The organism is Hyalangium gracile, assembly GCF_020103725.1.
In the GTDB taxonomy this organism is placed as follows: Bacteria; Myxococcota; Myxococcia; order Myxococcales; family Myxococcaceae; genus Hyalangium; species Hyalangium gracile.
This window is the reverse complement of sequence record NZ_JAHXBG010000001.1, coordinates 382,390-404,360: the sequence shown is the minus strand read 5'-3', so window position 1 is coordinate 404,360 and position 21,971 is coordinate 382,390. Positions and strand designations below refer to the sequence as shown.

The window sequence follows — 21,971 nt, the reverse complement described above, 5'->3', positions numbered from 1 at the left end:
ATGGTGGAGCAAGCCACCGCGAAGTTCTACCCTCCCGAGCGATGCCCATCGTTCATGACTGGCTGGCCCGCCGCGCGCAGCTCTCGCCGGACCGCGTCGCGCTCATCGATGCCCTTCGCGGGGACCGCCGCGTCACCTGGCGCGAGTGGAACGCGGCCGCCCACCGCACCGCCCGGCTGCTGCACGACACGCTCGGGGTGAGGCGGGGCGATCGCGTCGCGGTGCTGGCGATGAACTGCGTGGAGTACCTGGACGTCGTCTTCGCCTGCGCCAAGCTGGGGGCCATCCTCCAGCCGCTCAACTGGCGCCTCAGCCCCGAGGAGCTCAAGGGGCTGTTCGCGGACGCGGAGCCCGTCGTCCTCATTTACGGCCCGGACTTCCAGGCGCAGGTGGACGCCGTGCGCCCCCACGCCCGGAGCGTGCGCCACGTCGTGTCGCTGGAGGACTCGCCCTCGCGCGCGGCCTCGGACGTGCTCTTCTCCTCGAGGGACTCGCTGCCGGACACGCCGCTGCCGCCCGTGGAGCTGGAGGCGAGCGATGCGTGGGTGCTCTGCTACACGGGAGGCAGCACCGGCCTGCCCAAGGCGGCCATCCTCACGTACGGCTCCATCACCGCCAACGCGGCCAACACCGTGGTGAGCTGGGGCCTCACCGCGGATGACGTGGCGCTGCTCAACGCGCCGCTCTTCCACACCGGAGGCCTCAACGTCTTCACCACGCCCCTGGTGTACGTGGGCGGCGCCTCCGTGGTGTGCCGGGGCTTCGACGTGGAGCAGGTGTTCGACCGGGTGCAGCGGGGCGAGGTGAGCCTCATGTTCGGCGTGCCCACCATGTTCATCGAGATGCAGCGCCACCCGCGCTTCGACACGGTGGACTTCTCCCGGCTCAAGCTGCTCATCAGCGGCGGCGCGCCGTGCCCCGGCCCCGTCTTCGAGCGCTTCTTCGAGCGCGGCGTGGACTTCAAGACGGGCTACGGGCTCACCGAGGCCGGGCCCAACAACTTCTGGCTGCCCCCGGCAGAGGTGCGCCGCAAGCCGGGGGCCGTGGGTGTGCCCCTCTTCCACGTCGAGGTCCGGCTGGACGGGGACGGTGCCGCGGGCGAGCTGCTCCTGCGCGGGCCCCACCTGTGCGCGGGCTACTGGCGCCGGCCCGAGGAGAGCGCGAAGGCGCTGGCGGGCGGCTGGCTCCACACGGGCGACCTGGCCGAGCGCGACGCGGACGGCTGCTACCGCATCGTCGGCCGCGTGAAGGACCTCATCATCTCCGGCGGAGAGAACATCTACCCCTCCGAGGTGGAGAGCGTGCTCGCCGGGCACCCGGACGTGGCGGAGGTGGCCGTCATCGGCGTGCCGGACCCGAAGTGGGGCGAGGTGCCGCGCGCGCTCGTCGTCTCCCGGCCGGGCACCTCGCTCACCGCCGAGGCGCTGCTGGCCTGGTGCCAGGGACGGCTGGCCCGGTACAAGACGCCCAGGACGGTGCGCTTCGTGGACGTCCTGCCGCGCACCGCCGCGGGCAAGGTGGACCGCCGCGAGCTGGCCGCCCGGCACGGCGCTCCCTGAGCCTCCGGTGCGCCCGAGGGCTCAGCTCTTCTCCGCGCCCTTCGGCTCCCGGTGCTCGGGGGAGAAGCGCGCCGCCAGCGCCCAGAGCTGCTGCGCCTGCGCGTGCAGGTCCACCACCGCCTGGGCGATGTGGTTCACCCCCTGCACCGCCTCCAGGGAGTTGTTCGACAGCGTCTTGATGCGCTCGGCGATGGTCTCTCCCGAGCTGGACTGCCGGGCCCCGTCCACGGCGAGCTGACCCACGCGCAGGTGGATCTCCCGCGTGCCGGTGACGATGCGCGAGAGCGCCTCCGCCGTGGTGGAGGACAGCTGCATGCCCTCCTCCACGCGCAGGGTGCCCTGCCGCATCAGCGCCGCCGCGTTGGAGGTGTCCTCCTGGTTCTTCTTCAGCAGGTGCTCAATCTGCTCCACCGCCTCGCGCGAGCGGTGAGCCAGCTTGCGCACCTCGTTGGCCACCACGCCGAAGCCCTTGCCGTGCTCGCCCGCGCGCGCCGCCTCGATGGCCGTGTTCACCGCCAGCACGTTCGTCTCGTTGGAGACGTCCTGGATGAGCTGGAGCATCTGCGCCACCGCCGCGCCCGACGTCTGCAGCCGCACCACCATCTCCTCCGACTTCTGCACCACCTCGACGATCTCCGAGATCTTCCGCGAGGCGTGCTTCACCGCGTCGCCGCCCTCCTCCGCCATCCGGCCGTTGCTCGCGGCCACCTCGGCGGTGGTCAGCGCCTGCTCGGCGTCCTGGGAGAGGCCCCGGCTCATCTGCTGGACGGACTCCGCCAGCTGCTGGAGCTGGTCGGACTGCTCGCGCGTGGCCTTGGACAGCGCGTCCGCCGAGCGCCGGATGCGGTCGGCGTCCGCCACGGTGGCGATCGCCACGTCCGCCAGGCCCTTCACCATGTCCCGCACGCCGTACACCATGGTGTTGAAGGCGTGCCCCAGCTTGCCCAGCTCGTCCTGCGACTGCACCGGCACCGTGACGCTGAAGTCTCCCTTCTCCACGCTGCGCGCGGCGGCGGCCAGCCCGCGCACCGGCTTCACCACCGCCCGCGAGAAGGCCGCTCCCACCAGCAGCGCCAGCACCAGCGTCGCGCACACCGCCAGCAGCAGCCGCTGCTGCAGCCCCAGCATCTCCTTGTCGATGTCCTCCACGTACACGCCCGTGCCCACCACCCAGCCCCACGGAGCGAAGAGCTTCACGTAGGACTCCTTGGGCAGCGGCGTCGTCTCTCCGGGGCGCGTGGCCAGGTAGGGGATGAAGCCCTCGCCCTTGTCTCGCGCCAGCTTGACGATGTCCACGAAGACGGCCTTGCCGTCCGCGTCGCGATACCCCGTCAGGTCCTTGCCCAGCATCGCCGGCAGGTACGGGTGCATCACCAGCCGCGTCGACAAGTCATTGATCCAGAAGTACTCCACGCGCCCGTAGCGCAGCTGCTGCAGCAGCCGCGCCGCCTCGGTCTGGGCCTGCGCCGTCGTCAGCTCGCCGGCACGCACCCGGGCCTCGTAGGTCTCCAGCACGCCGTACGCCGTCTCCACCACCTGCCGCAGTCCACGCGAGCGGTCCTCCTCGAGCTGCGCCCGTATGGCCGGGAGCACGTACAGCGGCTGCAGCAGGAGCAGCGGCAGCGCCACCACCCCCATCGCGATGTACAACTTCGTCAGAAGACTGCGGTGTCTCAGTGCCAGCGCCATCACCTCCAAGCCTAGGGCACTCTGGCCTCGGGAGGGTGCTCGGTCGGTCGCCCGCCCTGGCCCGCGAGCGTGGGGGAGCCTTCGGGAGGGATTCGGGACAGCCTCCAGGACGCCTTCTGGGGGCCCCGCGGGGGCAACCTGCTGGGTCGGATTCGCGTCCAAGACCTCGTTGGATTCGAGCGTGGATCCGACGCTCACGGCCCGTCCGCTACAGCCGTGGCTCGAGCCACCCTGGGTTGGGCGGCCCGGCGGCGGCGCTCCGAAGGAGGGCCCGGCTCCGAGGGAAATCGGACCCGGGGGAGGATGATCCGCAGCTGTCCTACACCGTCATGTCCGGGGACCCGACTTGACGAGTCGCTCACGGAGTGCTGACGCCGCGCTGCGCCATCCTGCTGGAGTTCGCGACCTGTCAGGTGAAGACGCGCAGATCTACCCGGCAAGTTCTGTCTGTCTGCCTCCATACGTCCTAAGCCGTCAACCGCACCTTTCGGGTCGGGTAGGAAGCATGGACAAAAAACTCGCATCGACTATCGGCGCTGCGGCGCGTGCCGCCCGGATGCGCCTGGAGCTCACGCAAGCAGACGTGGCGGAGCGCATCGACGTGGCGACGGAGGTGTACGGTCGTCTCGAGCGCGGAGGCATGCTCCCCAGCGTGCAGACGCTCCTCAAGCTCTGCCACGAGCTGAACGTCTCCTCGGACGAGCCGCTGGGCCTCACGCCGCACGGCCCCAGCCCGCGGAGCGCGCCGGCCGAGGCACCCTCCGCGCCCAGTGAGAGGCCGGAGATTCGCCGGCTGCTGCGCAGCCTGCGTCAGCTGGACTCCTCTCACATCAAGCTGCTGGGGCTGGTGGCCAAGGCGCTGCTGCGGCGCTGAGCGTACTCCTCAGAGGTCCGTGAGGAGCCGGTCCAGCTCGTCCGGCTTCACGGGCTTGACCAGGTGGTGGTCGAAGCCCGCCTGGATCGCCCGGTGCCGGTCCTCGGGCCCGCCATAGCCGGTGATGGCCACCAGTCGGATCTCCTCGCCCACCCGCGCCCGCAGCTCCTGCGCCACGCGGTAGCCGTCCAACCCCGGCAAGCCGATGTCCACCAGCGCCAGGTCCGGCCGGCCCTCCAGGGCCATGGCCACCCCGTCCATGCCGTCGTGGGCCACCTCCACCTGGTGCCCCCACAGCTCCAGCAGGTCCTTGAGCGCCTGACGCGCGTCCGAGTTGTCCTCCACCAGGAGGATGCGGCGCTGGCGCGGCTTGTCGTCCAGGGCCAGGGTGGTTCGGGCCAGCGCCGGCAGGGGCATCGTCATGGGCAGCTTCACGACGAACTCGCTGCCGCGCCCCTCGCCCGCGCTGGTGGCGAACACCACGCCGCCGTGCATCTCCACCAGGTTGCGCACCAGCGTCAGCCCGATGCCCAGGCCGCCGCGGGTGCGCTCCAGGGACTCGTCCACCTGGGCGAACAGCTCGAAGATGGAGGGCAGCTTGTGCGCGGGGATGCCGATGCCCGTGTCGGCGATGCGCACCACCGCCCGGGCGCCGCCGTCCACGCCCTCCTGGAAGGCCTGCACGCAGATGGAGCCGCCGGCGTCCGTGTACTTGGTGGCGTTGTCCAGCAGGTTGGTGAAGACCTGCTCCAGGCGGGTGGCGTCCGCGTTCAGCCACAGGGGCCGGTCCGGCAGCGCGCTGTCCATGCGCAGCTTGCGCCCGTCGGCCACCGGCTGCATGAGGGCGAGCACCTGCTGGAGCACGGCGACCAGGTCCACCCGCTCGCGGCGCAGCTCCACCTTGCCCCGGGTGATGCGGCTGACGTCCAGCAGGTCATCCACCAGCCGGGCCAGGTGGTGCGTCTGGCGCTGGATGATGGAGCGCATGCGCACCTCCTTGGAGTCATCCGTGGGCTTGCGCTCGAGGATGCCGATGGCCGTCATGATGGCGGCCAGGGGGTTGCGCAGCTCGTGCGCGAGCATGGCGAGGAACTCGTCCTTGCGCCGGTCCGCCTCGGCGAGCTGGTTGGCGCGCTGGCGCAGCTCGCGCTCGGCGTGGCGCAGGCGCAGCAGGCTCTTCACCGTGGCGATGAGCTCGGCGGGCTCGAAGGGCTCGGTGAGGTAGGCGTCCGCGCCGCTGTCCAGGCCGAGCACCCGCTTGTCCGCGGTGACGAAGGTGGCCGAGGTGTGCATCACCGAGATGGAGGCCGTCTCCTGGCTGGAGCGCAGGCGCGCGGCCACCTCGTAGCCGCTGATGTCCGGCAGCTTCACGTCCAGGACGATGAGGTCGGGGCGCAGCTGCTGGGCCAGGCGCAGCGCGTCGCCTCCCGTGGCGGCCTCCACGACGCGGTGGCCCGCCATCTCCAGGATGCGGCCCACCATGTAGCGGCTGGCGTCGTCGTCGTTGACGACGAGGATGGCACCGGTTCGAGGCTCAACCACGGCGCACCTCCCGCTCCTCCACACGGGAACCCAGGCCCGCCTTGGACAACGCGTCACGGATGCGGGCGATGGCCACCTCGCGGCTCAGCGTGTGCTTGGCGAGGATGGCCGCCGTCTCCCGGGCCAGCCGCGAGCGCTCGTCCTCCTTCAGCTCGTGGGCCGTCTGGAGGATGACGGGGATGTCGCGCGTGCGCGGGTCCGCCTTCAGCTCGTCCAGCACGTCGAAGGCCGTCATCTCCGGCAGCAGGAAGTCCAGGAAGATGAGGTGCGGGGCCTTCTCCCGGGCCAGGCGGATGCCTTCCTTACCGCTGGTGGCCTCCATCAACATATAGGGCGTGTCCTTGAGCAGCTGCTTGAGCAGGTAGCGGTGCACCTCGTCGTCGTCGATGATGAGGATGCGCTCCACGGGGCCGCGGTGGGCCAGCTCGCCCAGCTTGCGCAAGAGCTGGGTGGCCTCCACCGGCTTGAGCCAGAACTCGTCGGCGCCCAGGGCGCGCGCCTTCTGCTCGCGGTCCGTGATGGTGACGACGAGGATGGGGATGTCCCGCGTCTCCTCCTTCGTCTTCATCTCCGCCAGGAAGTTCCAGCTCGTCTCGCCCTCCAGCATCACGTCCAGCACCATGGCGGCCGGGCGCACCCGCTGCACGGTGCGGCGCGCCTCCTCCACCGAGCGCACCGGGAGCACCTGGAAGCCGGAGCGCTCCAGGTACTTCTCGTAGAGGAAGAGCGTCTGCCGGTCGTCCTCCAGCACCAGCACGGGCGCCTTGGCCGGATCCAGCTTCTCGGCGCGCTCGGTCAGCCCCGTCATCTCCTTCACCTCCGGGTGCACGCGCGGGATGGTGACGGTGAAGGTGGCGCCCTGGCCCGGCGCGCTCTGGACGGTGAGCGAGCCGCCCAGCATCTCCGTCAGGCGCCGCGCCAGCGGCAGGCCCAGGCCCGTGCCCTTCACCTTCTTGTGGATGGGTGTGTCCACCTGGACGAACTCCTCGAAGATGCGCTCGTGGTACTCCGGGGGGATGCCGATGCCGGTGTCCTTCACGGCGAAGGAGACGGTGTCGCGCGGGCCCTGGGTGAGCGTGACGGTGATGTTGCCGCGCTCGGTGAACTTCACCGCGTTGGAGACCAGGTTGCGCAGCACCTGGCTGAGCTTGGCCTCGTCCGTCTCCAGCTCCAGGCCCGCGGGCGGCTCCGGGCAGAAGAGTTCCACCGAGGACTCCAGCGGCACCAGCGGCCGCATCATGCCTCGCAGGCCGCGCATGAACTCGTCGGTGGCGAAGCGGCTGGGGCGCAGCACCGCCTTGCCGGCCTCCGCCTTGGACAGGTCGAGCAAGTCGTTCACCAGCTCGTAGAGGGCCTCGGCCGAGGTGCGGATGAACTGGACCTGCTTCTCCTGCTCGGCGGACAGCGGGCCGTTGAGCGGGTTGAGCAGCACCTTGGACAGGCCGAGGATGGAGTGCAGCGGGGTGCGGAACTCGTGGCTGACGTTGGCCACCACGCGGCTCTTCACCTCGGCGGCGCGCTGGAGGCTCTCGGCCTTCTCGTCCAGGGCGGCGTGGAGGCTGCGCACGCCGCGGTTGGACTCCTCCAGGTCCCGGTTGACGCGCTGCAGCTCCTCGGCGCGCCGGTGCAGCTCGCGCTGCTGGCGCTCCGTCTCGCGGTGGAGCGCGGACAGCTCGCTCAGGGTGGAGCTCACCTGGGCCAGCGCCGCGCCGTAGTCCTCCGGCACCAGGCTGCCCACCAGCACCAGGTGCCCGTCCCTCGGCTGGGCGGAGAAGGCGAAGGTGGTGGGCTTCTGGCCGTCGCGGCAGAGGATGAGCTCCCAGCCCACCACCTTCTCGTCCCGCGCCTGCAAGAGCAGCCGGTCCACCTTCTCCTCGGTGCCCTGGGCGGCCAGGGCGCGCAGCTTCTGCCCGCGCTGGGCCGCGAGGACGTTCTCGGCCCGCAGGTCCGCCCAGGTGATGGTGCCGGAGGCGTCGCAGACGAGCGCCACCTCGCGGCTCAGCTCGTCGAGCTGATGCGCGACAGGGGGAGGCATCATCATGAGGACTTCTCCTTGGGGGGGCGTGCCGCGACGAGCACGGCCGTGACTGCCTCATGGGCCTCGAGGCCAGCGCTCAGCGCCGCCTCCAGGGCCGCCAGCAGCCGGGGGAAGGGGAGCGCGCCCAGCTGGCGCAGGGGCCAGAAGCCCGCGTACCACTCGAGGTGCCGCGCGAGGAACTCCGGGCGCCCCAGCCCCACCGCGTCCTCCAGGTAGGAGAGGTGCAGCAGCAGCTCCTCCTCCAGCCGGCGGTGGAGCTCGGCGGGCACCTCCGCGTGCAGCTCCTGGGCGGCGCGGCGCGCCAGCTCCGGGGCCCGCTGCTGCAGGGTGCGCGCGGGCTCGGTCGTGTAGCGCAGCGCGGCGCGGGCCGCCTGGACGTAGTCGTGGGCCTGTGAGCCTTGCGTGAAGCCCTCGGCGGCCAGCGCGGACTGGAGCCCGGCGAAGTTCTGATCCAGGTGGAGCGTGCACATGCCGCGCGAGGCCAGCAGCGTGCGCAGCCACGTGGCGTAGCCCTCCATCACCGAGGGGCGCTGCTCCGCCAGCGACTGCACCAGGTAGCGCACGTGGAATTGCGCGTCCTCGCCTCCGAAGCGCCGGGCCCGCTCGGCGCCATAGCGCGCCTCCCAGAAGGGGTCCTGGTACATCCACTCCACGGAAGAGCGGGCGAGCCGGTCGGCGCGCGCCTCGAGCTGGTGGCTGAGCGTTTCCATGCGGGGACTCAAACTCCGAGGATGCGGCAGGCCGCGGCGACCAGTTCGCGCGCATCCCTACCATGGAAGGAGACGTTCAGGTCATTCTCCACGCCCGACGCCCAGGTGAAGGCCAGCCCGCCCACGGCGATGTGGAGCCGGGGCGCCACCGCGCGCACGCGGTCCACGGCGGCGCGCAGCGCGGGCAGGTGGTACGTCATCGTCACGGAGAGGGCGAGCAGGTCCGGCGTCTGCTCGCGCACCATGCGCTCCAGGTGGTCCGTGGGAACGTTGGCACCCAGAAAACGCACGTCGAAGCCCGCCATCTCCAGGAAGTCGCTGGCCATGCGCGCGCCCACCTCGTGCAGCTCGCCCTCCACGCACGACATCATCACGACCTTGCCGTTGGACGGATCCCTCGGCAGGTGGCGGTAGAGGTGCGAGAGCGCGAGCTGGGAGATGGCCGTGGCCAGGTGCTCCTGCGCCACGGAGATGCGGTTCTCCTGCCAGAGCCGGCCGATCTCGTACTGCGCCGATTGGATGACCTTGAGGTGGATGTCCTGCAGGGGGATGCCGCGCAGCAGGCCCTCATCCACCAGCAGGCGCAGCGCCTCACGACGGTCCCCCGCGAGCTGGGCGGCCAGGTAGCGCTCTCGGAGCGAAGACACGCCATCGGCGTCCAGGGAAGGTCGGTCGTTCACGGACAGCACGGTGGGGGGGCTCCGTTCTGCTACCAAGAGGTTCGGCGCACAGTTTCATGGATGAACACCCGGGCGCGAGCATCCCGAGGCTGCTCAGGCATGGCACGGCCGCTCGGATGCCGTGGGATGAAGCAGGCGGGAGCCCGGCGATGCTGGGCCTCATATCACGGCGCTACTTGCGCTCGGCCGCGGGCAGGGCGGTGGTGACGTGCTGCAGCGTCAGGGTGCGAGCCCGGTCATCCCGCTCACAGTGGATGACGAGGGAGTCCACGGTGAAGGTGATGGGGGTGGGCAGCAGGTCGGCGGCGGCCAGCGGCCGGGCCTGCTGCGCGAGCTGTTCCAGCGCCTCCTGGAGCGCCACGAAGGTATTGCTGGAGAGTCGGCCGATCTCCTTCCACGCCTCGGCGCTGAAGGTGACGCGGTAGGCGCCAGCGACCCGTGTGTGTTGACGAAACATAGCGGACCGGTCCACCCGAAATGCGAGCTGCGTGCCAATCTGGGGGCTCGGGATGTCGAGCACTTGGGGAGACGCCGGGGGCTCAGGCTGAAAAAATGACGGGCGTTCTGTCGAAAGAAGTACAGAAGCCGGCGGCGGAGGGAACGCGTGCCGCGCCCTGGAAGTTCACCAGGAGATGCCCGGGGCGAGCGCTCGGGCCTTCGCGGAGATTCGAGTCGGGGAATGCCGGTACGCTGTGCGGGTCACCGGGGAGAGGGGTTCTGGTCCGCGTGGGCAACCGTTCTGGCCCCATTCCGCCTGACACTCGGGGAGGTCACTCCATGAGTCACACTCCGCGCTCCATGTCGCCGCCGGTGGGAGGCGCCTCATGAAACCGCTCCGGGCGCTGGTGGTGGAGGACGACCCGGAAGACTTCATGCTGGTGGAGCATGAGCTGCGGCGTGGCGGGTTCGCGCCGGAGATGCTCCGGGTGGAGACGCAGGAGGAGATGCGCGAGGCCCTGCGGGGGCGGGACTGGGACGTCATCCTCTCCGACTTCCGGCTGCCCGTCTTCAGCGCGCCCGAGGCGCTGCGGGTGCTCCACGAGACGGGCCTGGACATTCCGCTGCTCATCGTCTCCGGGACGGTGGGAGAGCAGGAGGGCTTGGAGATGATGCGGGCGGGGGCGCGGGACTATTTCCCCAAGGACCGCATCGCCCGGCTGGCGGCGGCCGTCACCCGGGAGCTGGCCGAGGCGGAGGCGCGGCGGGCCAGAGTGCGGGCGGAGATGGAGCGGGCGCTGCTGGCCCGGGTGGGCGAGGTGCTCACCGCGCCCATGGACTTCGAGCAGTGGCTGGCCCGGCTGGTGCGGCTGCCCATCCCCACGCTGGCCGACTGCTGCGCCATCTTCCTGTGCGAGGAGGGCGACAGCCTGCGGCTGGCGGCGCTGGCCCACGAGAAGTCCGAGGCCGAGCGCCTGGAGCACGAGCCGCGCACGCGGCGCAGCCCGGAGGCCTCCATCGGGCCCTCGCACGTGCTGCGCACCGGGCAGCCCGAGCTGATCGCCGACGTGGCCGAGCGGCAGGCGCAGCTCACGCAGGACCCGGCGCACCAGCGCTTCGTCAGCGCGCTGGGGCTGCGCTCCGCGCTCTACGTGCCGCTGCGGGGCCACCCGGGGGCGCTGGGGGTGCTCGCGCTGGGCACGCTGGGGCGCAGGCGGCTGGGCAGGGAGGACCTGGTGATGGCGCAGGAGCTGGCCCGCCGCGTCTCGCTGGTGCTGGACAACGCGCTGCTCTTCCAGGAGATGCAGGACGCGGTGCGCCTGCGCGACGACTTCCTCACCGTGGCGGCCCACGAGCTGCGCACCCCGCTCACCACGCTGCAGCTGCAGCTGGGCGCGCTCACCCAGCGGGCCCGGCGGGACAGCGCCGCGCCGGACTTCTCCGAGCGCCTGGAGCGCTGCCAGCGCCAGGTGCGGCGCCTGGGCACGCTGGTGGAGGCGCTGCTGGACGTGTCGCGGCTGTCCAGCGGGCAGATGCTGCTGCAGCCGGAGCGCGTGGACCTGGGGGAGCTGGTGGCGGAGGTGGTGGACCGGCACGCCGCGGAGGCCCAGGGGGCGCGCTGCGAGGTCCGCCTCGAAGCGCGCCCCGGCCTGTACGGCCAGTGGGATAGGCTGCGCGTGGACCAGGCGGTGTCGAGCCTGCTGAGCAACGCGCTCAAGTTCGGCTCGGGACAGCCGGTGGAGGTGCGGGTGACAGGCGCTGGAGGCGTGGCACGCGTGGAGGTGGGGGACCGGGGCATCGGCATTCCGCCGGAGCAGCTCGAGCGCATCTTCGAGCGCTTCGAGCGCGCCGTCTCCTCGCGCTCCTATGGAGGGCTGGGCTTGGGGCTGTACCTGGCGCGCCGCGTGGCGGAAGCTCACGGCGGGCACGTGTGGGCGCAGGCCCGGCCGGGCGGAGGCGCCGCCTTCACCCTGGAGCTGCCACTGGAGTCGGCGGAGGTGCACGCATGAAGGCTCGACCGCTGCTGGTGGTGGACGACGACGCGGACCTGCGCGAGGCCATCACCGACGTGCTGCGCGACGCGGGCTACGAAGTCATCGTCGCCAGCAACGGCCGCAACGCGCTGGAGGTGCTGGCCCGCAGCAACCCGCTGCCCGGGCTGGTGCTGCTGGACATGATGATGCCGGTGCTGGATGGCGCCGGCTTCCTGGCGGAGGTGCGCAAGCATCCCCAGTTCGCGGCCGTGCCGGTGGTCGTCTTCTCGGCCAGCGCCAGCCCCAACCTCCAGGAGCTGGGCGCGCGCGGGTGGGTCCGCAAGCCGGTGGACCTGGAGGCGCTGCTGGAGGTCGTCAGCCAGCATGCGCTCACCTGAGCGGGGCTCAGCCCGAACGGCGCACCCAGTCCACCCAGAGGCCCAGGTCCCTCATGCCCAGGCGGCGGTAGACGGCGTAGCCCTGCTCGGTGGACTGGAGGACGGCGGCGACACGGCCCCGCCGCTGCGCGTCGAGCAGCAGCCCGCGCATCACCTCGGTGGCCAGCCCGCGGCCTCGCGCGGTGTGGGAGGTGGCCACCAGGAAGACGCCGGCGGTGTCTCCCGCGTCATGCGTCAGCCCGCCGGTGATGAGCTGGCCGCCCTCGCGGATGCCTCGGATGTGCAGCTCCGGGAAGTGCCGGGCGTGCCACGGCTCGAGGTGGATGGAGGTGCTGGGGCCGAAGGCCGCCGCGTTGAGGGGGATGAGCTCCTCCTGGGAGGTGAGCTCCTCGAGCGGGATGCTGGGGGGCGTGAGCGGCCCGTCCTCGAAGCCCAGGCCCATGGCGAAGGTGCCGCCGTCCTCCTTCCGGTAGCCGGCGCGGGCCAGGAGCTGCTCGGCGGCCGTCGTCCCCGGGGGCAGCGGCACCCGCCAGAGCCGGATGCCGTGGGCGCGGTAGAAGTCCTCGAGCCGGGGCAGCCCTGCCTCCAGGGCCTCGAGGCTCTCGAAGAAGGCCTGCTGCTGGGAGAGCGTCTCGGGGTGGCTGGGCTGGGCGAAGGCCCAGAGCCCGGGCAGTCCCAGATGGAGCAGGCCCCCCTGGGCCGCCTGGAACTTCTTGTAGGCCACGATGTTGGCGCGCAGGCGCGCGGAGAGCTCGGCGTCCGTCACGACCAGCAGGGTAGGACGACTCCGCCTCTTGGAGAACAACCCTCTCGTGGAAAGTCCTCGCGAGGGGTGGCAGGACGGTTAGGTTGAAGAAACTCACCCTATGGACTCGCGCTTCTTCGCCTTCAATCCCCGCCCCACCCGGCTGGCCCTCGTGGTGGGGGCGTGCGCGCTCGCGGTGCTCACCGCCTGGGCGCTGGCGGCGGCCCGCCAGGACACCGAGCCCTTCGCCGAGGCCCGGGCCGGCATCACCGCGGGGCTGATGCTCGTCTTCCTCTACGCCTTCCACCGGCTGCGCCCCCGGCCCGAGTGGGGCGTCACCCTGAGTGCCATGGGGGTGCGCGTGGCCCGGCCCTTCAGCAACGCCCCGCCCATGGAGCTGACGTGGGCGCAGATCGGCTCGCTGCGCCGGCTCGGCCGCAAGGGGGACGTGCTGGGGCTCTTCTTCCACGAGCAGGGCCGGGTGCTGATTCCCCGGCATCTCTTTGCCCGCAAGGCTGTTTTCGAAGAGCTGATTTCCGCGCTGGAGGAGCGGCTTCCACCCCCTCGACACGACGCCTGAACGGCGTGGGGAAGACACCCTCTCCGGCCCTGAAACGGCGAGCAGGCAACCGAACGACTTTTCTGAATATTTCCGCTGCCTTGCGTCTGGTCGTCCTCCTTGTCCGAGGGGGCCCGAGGTGATAGGCACACACCCCTGATCCCAGGCAGCATTTCGAAGGAAAACCCAGCATGGAAAAGACTCCCTCGACCGGTGTCTCACCGACGCCGCCGCCCGTGGAGTATGGGACCGACAGCATCACCAAGCTCGAGGGCCGCGAGGCGGTCCGCAAGCGGCCGGGCATGTACATCGGCGACACCATGACGTACGGGCTGCACAAGCTCGTGTACGAGGTGGTGGACAACTCCGTGGACGAGGCGCTGGCGGGCTACTGCACGGACATCGACGTCGTCATCCACGTGGACGGCTCGCTGAGCGTCCAGGACAACGGGCGTGGCATTCCGGTGGGGCCGCACCCGGATCCGAAGTTCCAGGACAAGGACACGGTGGACGTGGTGCTGACGGAGCTGCACGCCGGCAGCAAGTTCGGCAACGGCGCCTACAAAGTGTCCGGCGGCCTGCACGGGGTGGGCGTCACGTGCGTGAACTTCCTGTCCGAGTGGCTGAAGGTCCGCATCCAGCGCAACGGCAAGGTGTACGAGCAGAGCTACGCCCGGGGCGTGCCGCAGGGCAAGGTGTCGGAGGTGGGCACCACGGACAAGCGGGGCACGCTGGTGTGGTTCAAGCCGGACCCCGAGGTGATGGAGGTCCGCGACTTCGACTTCGAGACGCTGAGCCAGCGCCTGCGCGAGCTGGCGTTCCTCAACGCCGGCCTGCGCATCACCATCCGGGACGAGCGCTCCAACAAGGAGCACGAGTTCAAGTTCGAGGGCGGCATCGGCTCGTTCGTGGAGTACCTGAACAAGTCGAAGCAGGCGCTGCACGACAAGCCCATCTACTTCCGCGCGGAGAAGGAGGGGGTGTCGCTGGAGCTGGCCATGCAGTGGAACGATGGCTACGACGAGCGCATCTACACCTTCGCCAACAACATCAACACGCACGAGGGTGGCAGCCACCTGTCCGGCTTCAAGGCGGCGCTGACGCGCACGCTCAACAGCTACGCGGAGAAGAGCGGGCTGTGGAAGGACCTGAAGGAGACGCCCACCGGCGAGGACGCGCGCGAGGGCCTGGCGGCCGTCATCTCCGTGAAGCTGCCCAACCCCCAGTTCGAGGGGCAGACGAAGACGAAGCTGGGCAACAGCGAAATCAAGGGTCTGGTCGAGCAGATGGTGAACGACCAGCTCGCCACGTACCTGGAAGAGAACCCCGTCAACGGCAAGAAGGTGGTGGCGAAGATTGGCGACGCGTGCCGGGCGCGCATCGCGGCGCGCAAGGCGCGCGAGACGGTGCGGCGCAAGGGCGTGCTGGATGGCGGCTCGCTGCCGGGCAAGCTGGCCGACTGCCAGAGCCGGGACCCGAGCGAGAGCGAGCTCTACATCGTCGAGGGTGACTCCGCAGGTGGCTCGGCGAAGCAGGGGCGGGACCGGCGCAACCAGGCCATCCTCCCGCTGCGCGGCAAGATCCTGAACGTGGAGAAGGCGCGCTTCGAGAAGATGCTGACGAGCGCGGAGATCGTCACGCTCATCACCGCGCTGGGCACGGGGATTGGGGCGGAGGACTACGATCCGAACAAGGCGCGCTACCACCGCATCATCCTGATGACGGACGCCGACGTGGACGGCAGCCACATCCGCACGCTGCTCCTGACGTTCTTCTACCGGCAGATGCGCGAGCTCTTGGAGCGTGGGTACCTCTACATCGCGCAGCCGCCGCTCTACAAAGTGACGCGCAACAAGAAGGACATGTACGTCAAGGACGAGCGCGCGCTGAACGAGTACCTGCTGCGCAGCGCCTCGGAGCACTCGCGGGTGGTGACGCCGGCTGGGGAGCTGGGCGGCAACGAGCTGAAGGCGATGCTCGAGAAGGTCATCACCTACGAGGAGAAGTTGGAGAAGCAGGCCAAGCGCCGGGATGCGCGGGTGGTGGACGCGCTGGTGCAGGCGGCGCGGGTGACGGCGGAGACGCTGTCGGACGAGAAGGCAATCGAGGCGGAAGTGGAGCGGATGTACAGCTACTTCCGGACGCGGATGCCGGACGTGCTGGGGCGGGTGAAGCACGAGCGCCGGGATGATCCGGAGCACCACACGAAGAAGCTGGTGTTCCACACGGAGATCAACGGGAGCATGCGCGAGACGGTGCTGGACTACGCGTTCCTGTCGTCTCCGGAGTACCTGGAGCTGGTGGGGCTGCGCGAGGCGTTCGCGTCGCTGGGCCGGCCGCCGTACACGGTGAAGCTGGAGGGCGGCGAGGTGACGGCGTACTCGGTGCAGGAGGTGCTGGCGGCGGTGCGCAAGGACGCGCAGAAGGGGCTGGGGCTGCAGCGCTACAAGGGTCTGGGCGAGATGAACCCGGAGCAGCTCTGGGACACGACGATGAACCCGGCCACGCGCACGCTCTTGCAGGTGCAGCTCAAGGACGCGGTGGAGAGCGACGAAATCTTCTCGCTGCTGATGGGCGAGGCGGTGGAGCCGCGGCGCGAGTTCATCGAGCGCAACGCGCTGGACGTGCAGAACCTGGACATCTGAGCCGGGAGTCAGGCGCCCCTCTCCCGCTGGGAGAGGGGTGAGAGGAGGGGTGAAGCTTGATTACCGAGATCGAGGTCAAGAACTTCAAGACCCTCCGAGACGTGAAGATTCCGCTCGCGCCGGGCATCACCGTGATGGTGGGTGCGAACAACAGCGGCAAGTCCAACGCGCTCGCGGTGCTCAAGCTGCTGAGCGAGGGGGAGCGCCATCTCGATTATCTTGCTGCGACATCTGCACTGGGAGGGATGCAGTCTGTCCTCGCACGGGACGCGGCAGACCCAGTGAGAGTCGTCCTCCGTACCCGGCGACCTATGGAGGAGGAGCGCATCTACGGCTTTCAACTGACGCCTGATGGGCGCAAAGCAGGAGAATGGCTCGCCAAACCGCAATTCAGATATGGCCAGATGCAATGGGATCGACTGGATTTGCGGCATGAGCAGACATGGATGGAGCACCTGCGAAAATTCTTGGAGGCCACGACCGTTCACGATCTCTCCGTGGCGGCACTCCGAGCTCCAGCCATTGTGCGGCAAGACGCGAAGTTGGGAACCGACGGGAAGGATGCGGCGGCTGTACTCGACAGGCTCGCCGGTGAGCATCCATCGCTGAGAGACGCAATTGATGAAACCGTCCAACGCGCTGCCCACGAAGTGAAGCGGATTGTGACTCGACCAGGCCCAGAGCCAGGGACCAAGGTCCTGGGGGTCGAGGAAAAAGACGGTAGGGTCTATGGAGCGGAGGACGTGTCGGACGGGCTCCTTCTCTTTATTGGCGTGGCGGTTGCCGCGCAATTGAGGGCCAGCACACCCTGCATTCTGGCCATCGAAGAGCCAGAAAGAGGGATCCATCCACGCAGGCTACGCGATCTCGTCGATCACCTGCTCCGGCTGACAAAGTCTGGCGTCCAGGTAGTGCTAACGACGCACTCTCCAACACTGCTTGACGAATTCCGGGATACACCCGAAAGCGTTCTCATCTTCGACCGTGACGAGAAAGGTACCCACGTCACCCATCTCTCGGACCGCCCGGACTGGGCCGAGCAGCTCAAGGGGGCTCCCCTGGGAGAACTCTGGTACTCGGGGGTCCTAGGGGGCGTGCCGGGCCGATGAAGCTCGCCTTCTGCGTCGAGGATGATACCGACGAGGAAGTGTTTCGAGTCCTGGTCTCGAAAGCTCTCGGTACGGAGGTGGTTCCGAGCGAGACGCAGTATCGGTTCGCACGCGGAGGGTGGACCAACGCGCTCCGCCTGGCTCCCATCATCGCCAAGGACGCGTACCATAAAGGGCTCGATGGGGCTCTCTTCGCCATCGACAATGATGGCGCTGCACCTACGCACTCGGTGACCCACAACGATGCGGCCAAGGGCTGCCGGCTTTGTGAATTGCGCACTGCGGCTAGGATCCATGAGCCGCTCTCCTGGCCGCGTCAGGGCTTGCCGGCACTGCGCTACCTGTTTGCGGTCCCAGTTCAGACGCTCGAGACGTGGCTGCTCCTCGCGCGTGGGCATGACTTCAAGGGAGAGAGCGAGACGCTGGGGCGCGATCAGCCTGGACGAGCGAAGCTCAAGCGCCTGCTCTACGGGATGGAGCACCCGGATCGAGACACCATGCGGAGCGCTGCCCTTCCCATCGCCGAGTCACTCGATGTGAATGCACTCGCCGAGGTGAGCCCGAGCTTCGCTGACTTTTTCAGCCAGCTTCGATGAGCCGTGCGAGGGCTTCGTCTGCGATGCTTCCTGCCTCCGCGAGGGGGTAGCCACGCTCGACGTAGAGGTCTCGGACGTTCGCATCGAAGGCTCGCCGCAGTTGCTCCGTCGCCAGCCGTGTTGCACTGCTCGAACTGCCCCGTGTCGCCGATGCGGCGAACCGCGCCGACTCAGGCCCGCCGACCTCCCGTGACACGCTCAGTGCCGCGTCTCTCGCGGTCTCTCTGCCCAGAACCCGGGATAGCTCCTCGACAGCTCGATGGAGGCGCAGGTGGCAGCGCCGCACTTCGTCGTCGCGGGAGGCGAGCTGCTGCTTCGTCTGGGCGAGGAAGTGCTCGACGGCTTCCTGGCCCGCAGGCACGTCCACCGTCGTCAGCGTCCCGAGCCTGGCCAGCAGGAACCGGTACCGGGGAGGCTGGCTGCCCTCGGCGGGAACGAAGGATACCTTCTGCACGCGGTGCCCGGAGGCCAGGTGCGACTTGAGCAGGCGGAAGAAGGCATCGCCCTCTGTCTCGGTCCGCACCTGTTCGAGGTATTCGGTGAACCCCATTGCCCGGAGTATGGCGATCTCCTGGCGACACTGCACGGGTGGAAGACGCGGCTGGGCAGCGACCGACACTCGGCGGAGCGGTCCCGGCCGACACTGTTCGGAAACGTCGGGGGTTTTGCGCCTCAAAAAGTCCCGACGTTTCCGCACAGTGAGCCCTGAGACTGATCCCGAGCACCAGCCGGGTTGACGGCGCGGGAGGCTTGGGGCACGTCCGTGCTCCATGTACCTCCCGCGTCACTTCCAGGAGCAGGATCCCGAGCGCCTCCTCGCCTTCATGAGGCGCTACAGCTTCGCCACCCTCGTCACGGTGGAGCAGGGCGCCCCGTTCGCCTCCCACCTGCCGTTCCTCGTCGAGCCCGGCCCCGAGGGCTCCCAGGTCCGGCTGCTGGCCCACATGGCCCGCGCCAACCCGCAGTGGCGCGCGCTCTCCCCGGACACGGACGTGCTCGTCATGTTCCAGGGGCCGCACACCTACGTGTCCCCGTCCTGGTACCTCACCGAGCCCAACGTCCCCACGTGGAACTATGCCGCCGTCCACGTCTACGGCCGGCCCCGCATCATCACCGAGCAGGACGAGTGGATGCGCGTCATCCGCGAGCTCGTCACCACCTACGAGTCCGGCTTCGAGCAGCCGTGGTCCGTCGAGCGCGCGGGCGAGTACGTGCCGCGCATCCTCCCCGGCACCGTCGCCTTCGAGATCTCCGTCTCGCGCGTGGAGGGCAAGTTCAAGCTCAACCAGAACCGCACGCCCGAGGATCGCCGCGCCGTCATGGAGCGCCTCGAGCGCAGCGACGACCCCGAGCAGCGCGCCGTCGGCGCACTGATGCGCGAGCGGGACACGTGAGACGAACGGACAAAACATTGATTCTCCCGGGCATGGCTCGGCGGACGGCTCCAGCGCTACTCAGTGGCCCGCTGTCGCCACTCGTTTCGCTGCCCCCAATCTCCCCGGAGCCGTGCCATGAGAAAGCTGAACCCCACCCGCTGGACTCCACTGCGCACCCTGCGCGCCGCCACCCTGAGCATCGCCCTCGTCGCCGCTGGCTGCGAGGGAGACCAGGGCCCCGCGGGCCCCAAGGGTGACTCCGCCGTCCTCGACCCGTCGCTCGGCACCGCGGACAAGGCCTTCGTCGGCATCGGCGGCAAGCAGGCCGTCCAGGACCTGCGGAGCTTCGAGCTGCAGATCTCCGGCATGAACTACGCCGCCGGCGAGGGCTTCCGCCCCACGGATGCGCCCCTGCTGGGCAGCACCTTGGACGGCACCGTCATCCGCTATGACGTGGCGGGCGACAAGATCAACATCCACCAGAAGCGCAACCTGACGCTCTTCTTCCCCGTCGCCCAGGACTACCAGGAGATCATCAACGGCAACCAGGGCTACCTCAACGGCACCGAGAGCATCTTCGGGATTCCCGGTGGCGGGCTGCTCCCGGACCGCGTCGCCGCCATCCGCCGGCAGCAGCGGCTGCTCAACCCGCACCTCATCTTCAAGGACATCGCGGCCAACCCGAGCCTCGCCAAGGACGGCGGCGCGGCGCTGCTGGGCGGCGTCCTCCACAACCTGCTCGTGGTGGATGATGCCGTGCACGATCTCACCCTCTACGTGAACGCGCAGACCGGGCAGCTCTCCAAGCTGTCCACCGTGGAGAACGAGCCGCTCCACCGCGACGTCCCCGTCGAGGTCTTCTACGACGGCTGGGAGACGACGCCGAGCGGCCTGCTCTTCCCGAAGAACGCCTATATCGGTGTCGACGGCCACCTGGTCCACTCCGAGACGCGCAAGGCGGTGACCGTGAACGGCACCCTGGAGGCCTCGCTCTTCCAGCTGCCGGCCAGCAACCTGCCGCCCTACAACGCCGAGGACGCGGCGCGCGGCGCCTCGCAGCACCAGTTCCACATGATCTTCTCCTCGTTCGGCGTCCCGATCGATGGGCAGGACCTCTCCCTGGCGGAGACGCAGCTGGCGCCGGGCGTCTGGTACCTGAGGGGCTTCTCCCACAACTCGATCGTCGTGGAGCAGGCCAGCGGGCTCGTCGTCATCGAGGCGCCGCTCTACCCGGAGCGCGGCGATGCCATCATCGCCTGGGCGAAGCAGAAGTACCCCACCAAGCCCATCACCCACGTCCTGGCCACCCACCACCACACCGACCACACGGCGGGCCTGCGCTCCTTCGTGGCGGCGGGCGCCACGGTGGTGGTGCACGAGGCCGCGGCCAGCTACTACCCGGACATCTTCCGCGCTCCGTCCACCATCCGTCCGGACACCCTGTCGCGCACCCCCGCGCAGATCAAGCTGAGGACGGTGCCCACGGGCGGCTCGCTGCGGCTCGACGACGCCACGCACCCCGTCGTCGCCTATGAGCTCACCAACGCGCACGCGGCGGACATGCTGCTGTTCTACCTGCCCAATGAGAAGGTCGTCTTCGCCTCGGACCTCTACAACCCGGGCCAGGGTGGCATCGGCAACGGCCCCAAGGAGCTGTACCGGTCCATCACCCAGACGCACCAGCTGGACGTCACCACCGTCACCGGTGGCCACGGCAACACCAGCACCCTCGCGGAGCTGAAGACGGCCGCTGGCGAGTAGGGCGAGCAGGCGCATCGTCAAAGGGCGCATGCGTCCCCACAGGCTCCTTCCCCGTGAGGTGGGGGGAGCCACGTCGGCCCTGGCTGCTGGGAGCGCTCTCCCGGAGCCGGGGCCGGTTCGTTTCGCGCGGGGGACGCGTGATAGCCTCCGGATCACCATGCAGCGTTCGCAACCCACCGCGATGGATGTGCTCGCTGACGTTCTCGCCGCCACCCGCATCGGAGGCACGCTGTTCTGCCGCTCCGAGCTGTCGGCGCCCTGGGGCATGCTCTTCGAGGCAGCGCCCCGCGCGGGCCTCCACATCATCGCGCGAGGCTCCTGCTGGCTGCGCACCCAGGGCCGGGGCGAGCCCGTGCACCTGGCGCAGGGGGATGTCGTCCTGCTGCCGCACGGCGCGGGGCACAGCCTCACCAGCGCCCTCAACGTCCAGCCGCTGCCCTTCCTGAAGCTGGTGGGCCGCTGCCAGGTGTCCCAGGGCTCGCATGGAATGAGCATGAACCTGGAGGGCAAGGGGCCCTCCACCGTGCTGCTGTGCGGCGCCTACCGCTTCGAGCACGAGGGCATCCACCCGCTGCTGAGCCTGTTGCCATCCGTCATCCACCTGCGCGCGGACGCGGGCGTCATGTCCGGGCCGCTGGAGTCGGTGCTCCGCCTGCTCGTGGCCGAGTACACCCAGCCCGGCCCCGGCACCATCACCGTCACGGCCCGGCTGGTGGACGTGCTCTTCATCCACATCATCCGCGGCTGGCTGGAGCAGCAGCCCGAGGGCAGCGCCGGGTGGCTGGGCGCGGTGAGGGATCCGCAGGTGGGCCGCGCGCTGGCGCTCATGCACGGCGAGCCCCGGCGGGACTGGACGGTGGAGTCGCTCGCCGCCGAGGTGGCCTGCTCTCGCGCCACCTTCGCCCGGCGCTTCCGCGAGCTGGTGGGTGAGCCGCCGCTCGTCTACCTCACGCGGCTGCGGATGGACGTCGCCGCGCGCATGCTGCGAGACAGCGATCAGCCCCTGGCCGCCATCGCCGAGCGCGTGGGCTACGCCTCCGAGTTCGCCTTCAACCGCACCTTCCACCGCCTGCGCGGAGTGCCGCCCGGGCGCTACCGCGAGATGGCCCGTGACGCCATCGAGGTGTCGCCCAACGGTGGAGGCATGCCCATGTCTCCGCCCGCTCCGTGGGCCCTGCCCGCGTCCCCGGCGGAGGCTGGCCTGGGCCGGGGCCGACGCGGGCTCGGAGAGCGGGGGCGCGTCGCGCGCAGCGCCCCGGGCAAGGCGTGAGCCGCCCGC

Annotated in this window: 19 protein-coding genes; 11 read left to right on the top strand and 8 right to left on the bottom strand. The window is 69.8% G+C overall.

From position 1 onward, the window contains the following. Window positions 1-41 precede the first annotated feature (41 nt). Entirely contained in the window at window positions 42-1,559 is a 1,518-nt protein-coding gene (locus KY572_RS01745; RefSeq protein WP_224240374.1) for an acyl-CoA synthetase, read from the top strand. A gap of 21 nt (window positions 1,560-1,580) precedes the next feature. Here KY572_RS01745 and KY572_RS01740 read toward each other — a convergent pair whose 3' ends face one another. Further along, the gene (locus KY572_RS01740) at window positions 1,581-3,248 is read right to left on the bottom strand and encodes a methyl-accepting chemotaxis protein (RefSeq protein WP_224240373.1); all 1,668 of its coding nucleotides are present in this window, start codon (window positions 3,246-3,248) and stop codon (window positions 1,581-1,583) included. A 505-nt stretch (window positions 3,249-3,753) separates the two neighbouring features. Here KY572_RS01740 and KY572_RS01735 point away from each other — a divergent pair. After that, a complete protein-coding gene (locus KY572_RS01735) occupies window positions 3,754-4,122 on the top strand; it encodes a helix-turn-helix transcriptional regulator (RefSeq protein WP_224240372.1) in 369 nt (122 codons plus the stop codon). Between the two features lie 9 nt (window positions 4,123-4,131). Here the strand turns inward: KY572_RS01735 and KY572_RS01730 are convergent, their stop codons facing one another. From KY572_RS01730 to KY572_RS01710, 5 genes are all read right to left on the bottom strand, one after another. After that, the gene (locus tag KY572_RS01730) at window positions 4,132-5,664 is read right to left on the bottom strand and encodes a response regulator (RefSeq protein ID WP_224240371.1); all 1,533 of its coding nucleotides are present in this window, start codon (window positions 5,662-5,664) and stop codon (window positions 4,132-4,134) included. After that, complete coding sequence (locus tag KY572_RS01725) at window positions 5,657-7,705, bottom strand: hybrid sensor histidine kinase/response regulator (RefSeq protein WP_224240370.1); 2,049 nt, start codon at window positions 7,703-7,705, stop codon at window positions 5,657-5,659. The genes KY572_RS01730 and KY572_RS01725 overlap by 8 nt, the downstream gene beginning before the upstream one ends. Further along, on the bottom strand, window positions 7,702-8,412 hold the full coding sequence (locus KY572_RS01720; protein ID WP_224240369.1) for a hypothetical protein: 711 nt from the start codon (window positions 8,410-8,412) through the stop codon (window positions 7,702-7,704). Before KY572_RS01720 ends, KY572_RS01725 begins: the two co-directional genes overlap by 4 nt. An 8-nt stretch (window positions 8,413-8,420) precedes the next feature. Further along, the gene (locus KY572_RS01715) at window positions 8,421-9,059 is read right to left on the bottom strand and encodes a cobalamin B12-binding domain-containing protein (RefSeq protein ID WP_224240368.1); all 639 of its coding nucleotides are present in this window, start codon (window positions 9,057-9,059) and stop codon (window positions 8,421-8,423) included. Between the two features lie 205 nt (window positions 9,060-9,264). Continuing rightward, window positions 9,265-9,549, bottom strand: a complete 285-nt coding sequence (locus KY572_RS01710) for a type II toxin-antitoxin system RelE family toxin (RefSeq protein ID WP_224240367.1) — start codon at window positions 9,547-9,549, stop codon at window positions 9,265-9,267. Between the two features lie 367 nt (window positions 9,550-9,916). Between KY572_RS01710 and KY572_RS01705 the strand changes: the two genes are divergently transcribed. Continuing rightward, window positions 9,917-11,539 carry a sensor histidine kinase gene (locus tag KY572_RS01705; protein WP_224240366.1) on the top strand — a complete coding sequence of 541 codons (1,623 nt, stop codon included), beginning with the start codon at window positions 9,917-9,919 and terminating at the stop codon, window positions 11,537-11,539. After that, on the top strand, window positions 11,536-11,901 hold the full coding sequence (locus tag KY572_RS01700; protein ID WP_224240365.1) for a response regulator: 366 nt from the start codon (window positions 11,536-11,538) through the stop codon (window positions 11,899-11,901). The genes KY572_RS01705 and KY572_RS01700 overlap by 4 nt, the downstream gene beginning before the upstream one ends. Window positions 11,902-11,908: 7 nt before the next feature. Here KY572_RS01700 and KY572_RS01695 read toward each other — a convergent pair whose 3' ends face one another. Further along, a complete protein-coding gene (locus KY572_RS01695) occupies window positions 11,909-12,706 on the bottom strand; it encodes a GNAT family N-acetyltransferase (RefSeq protein WP_224240364.1) in 798 nt (265 codons plus the stop codon). Between the two features lie 61 nt (window positions 12,707-12,767). On the opposite strand from KY572_RS01695, the gene KY572_RS01690 reads away from it, so the two are divergent. From KY572_RS01690 to KY572_RS01675, 4 genes are all read left to right on the top strand, one after another. Then, window positions 12,768-13,226 (top strand): hypothetical protein, encoded by a 459-nt coding sequence (locus tag KY572_RS01690; protein WP_224240363.1) that lies wholly within the window; start codon window positions 12,768-12,770, stop codon window positions 13,224-13,226. Window positions 13,227-13,396: 170 nt separating this feature from the next. Next, complete coding sequence (gene gyrB / locus KY572_RS01685; protein WP_224240362.1) at window positions 13,397-15,850, top strand: DNA topoisomerase (ATP-hydrolyzing) subunit B; 2,454 nt, start codon at window positions 13,397-13,399, stop codon at window positions 15,848-15,850. 56 nt (window positions 15,851-15,906) lie between these two features. Further along, window positions 15,907-16,959, top strand: coding sequence for an AAA family ATPase (locus KY572_RS01680; protein ID WP_224240361.1), 1,053 nt, complete (start codon window positions 15,907-15,909; stop codon window positions 16,957-16,959). After that, window positions 16,956-17,555 carry a hypothetical protein gene (locus tag KY572_RS01675; RefSeq protein WP_224240360.1) on the top strand — a complete coding sequence of 200 codons (600 nt, stop codon included), beginning with the start codon at window positions 16,956-16,958 and terminating at the stop codon, window positions 17,553-17,555. The genes KY572_RS01680 and KY572_RS01675 overlap by 4 nt, the downstream gene beginning before the upstream one ends. On the opposite strand, the gene KY572_RS01670 is transcribed toward KY572_RS01675, so the two are convergent. Continuing rightward, window positions 17,539-18,174, bottom strand: coding sequence for a hypothetical protein (locus tag KY572_RS01670; protein ID WP_224240359.1), 636 nt, complete (start codon window positions 18,172-18,174; stop codon window positions 17,539-17,541). The two genes, KY572_RS01675 and KY572_RS01670, sit on opposite strands and share 17 nt — an antisense overlap. Before the next feature lie 151 nt (window positions 18,175-18,325). Here KY572_RS01670 and KY572_RS01665 point away from each other — a divergent pair, with 151 nt between their 5' ends. From KY572_RS01665 to KY572_RS01655, 3 genes are all read left to right on the top strand, one after another. Further along, window positions 18,326-18,949 carry an FMN-binding negative transcriptional regulator gene (locus KY572_RS01665; protein WP_224240358.1) on the top strand — a complete coding sequence of 208 codons (624 nt, stop codon included), beginning with the start codon at window positions 18,326-18,328 and terminating at the stop codon, window positions 18,947-18,949. A gap of 117 nt (window positions 18,950-19,066) precedes the next feature. Next, window positions 19,067-20,692: an MBL fold metallo-hydrolase gene (locus KY572_RS01660; RefSeq protein ID WP_224240357.1), complete on the top strand. Its 1,626-nt coding sequence runs from the start codon at window positions 19,067-19,069 to the stop codon at window positions 20,690-20,692. 157 nt (window positions 20,693-20,849) lie between these two features. Beyond that, window positions 20,850-21,962, top strand: a complete 1,113-nt coding sequence (locus tag KY572_RS01655) for an AraC family transcriptional regulator (RefSeq protein WP_224240356.1) — start codon at window positions 20,850-20,852, stop codon at window positions 21,960-21,962. The last annotated feature ends 9 nt before the right edge of the window (window positions 21,963-21,971 follow it).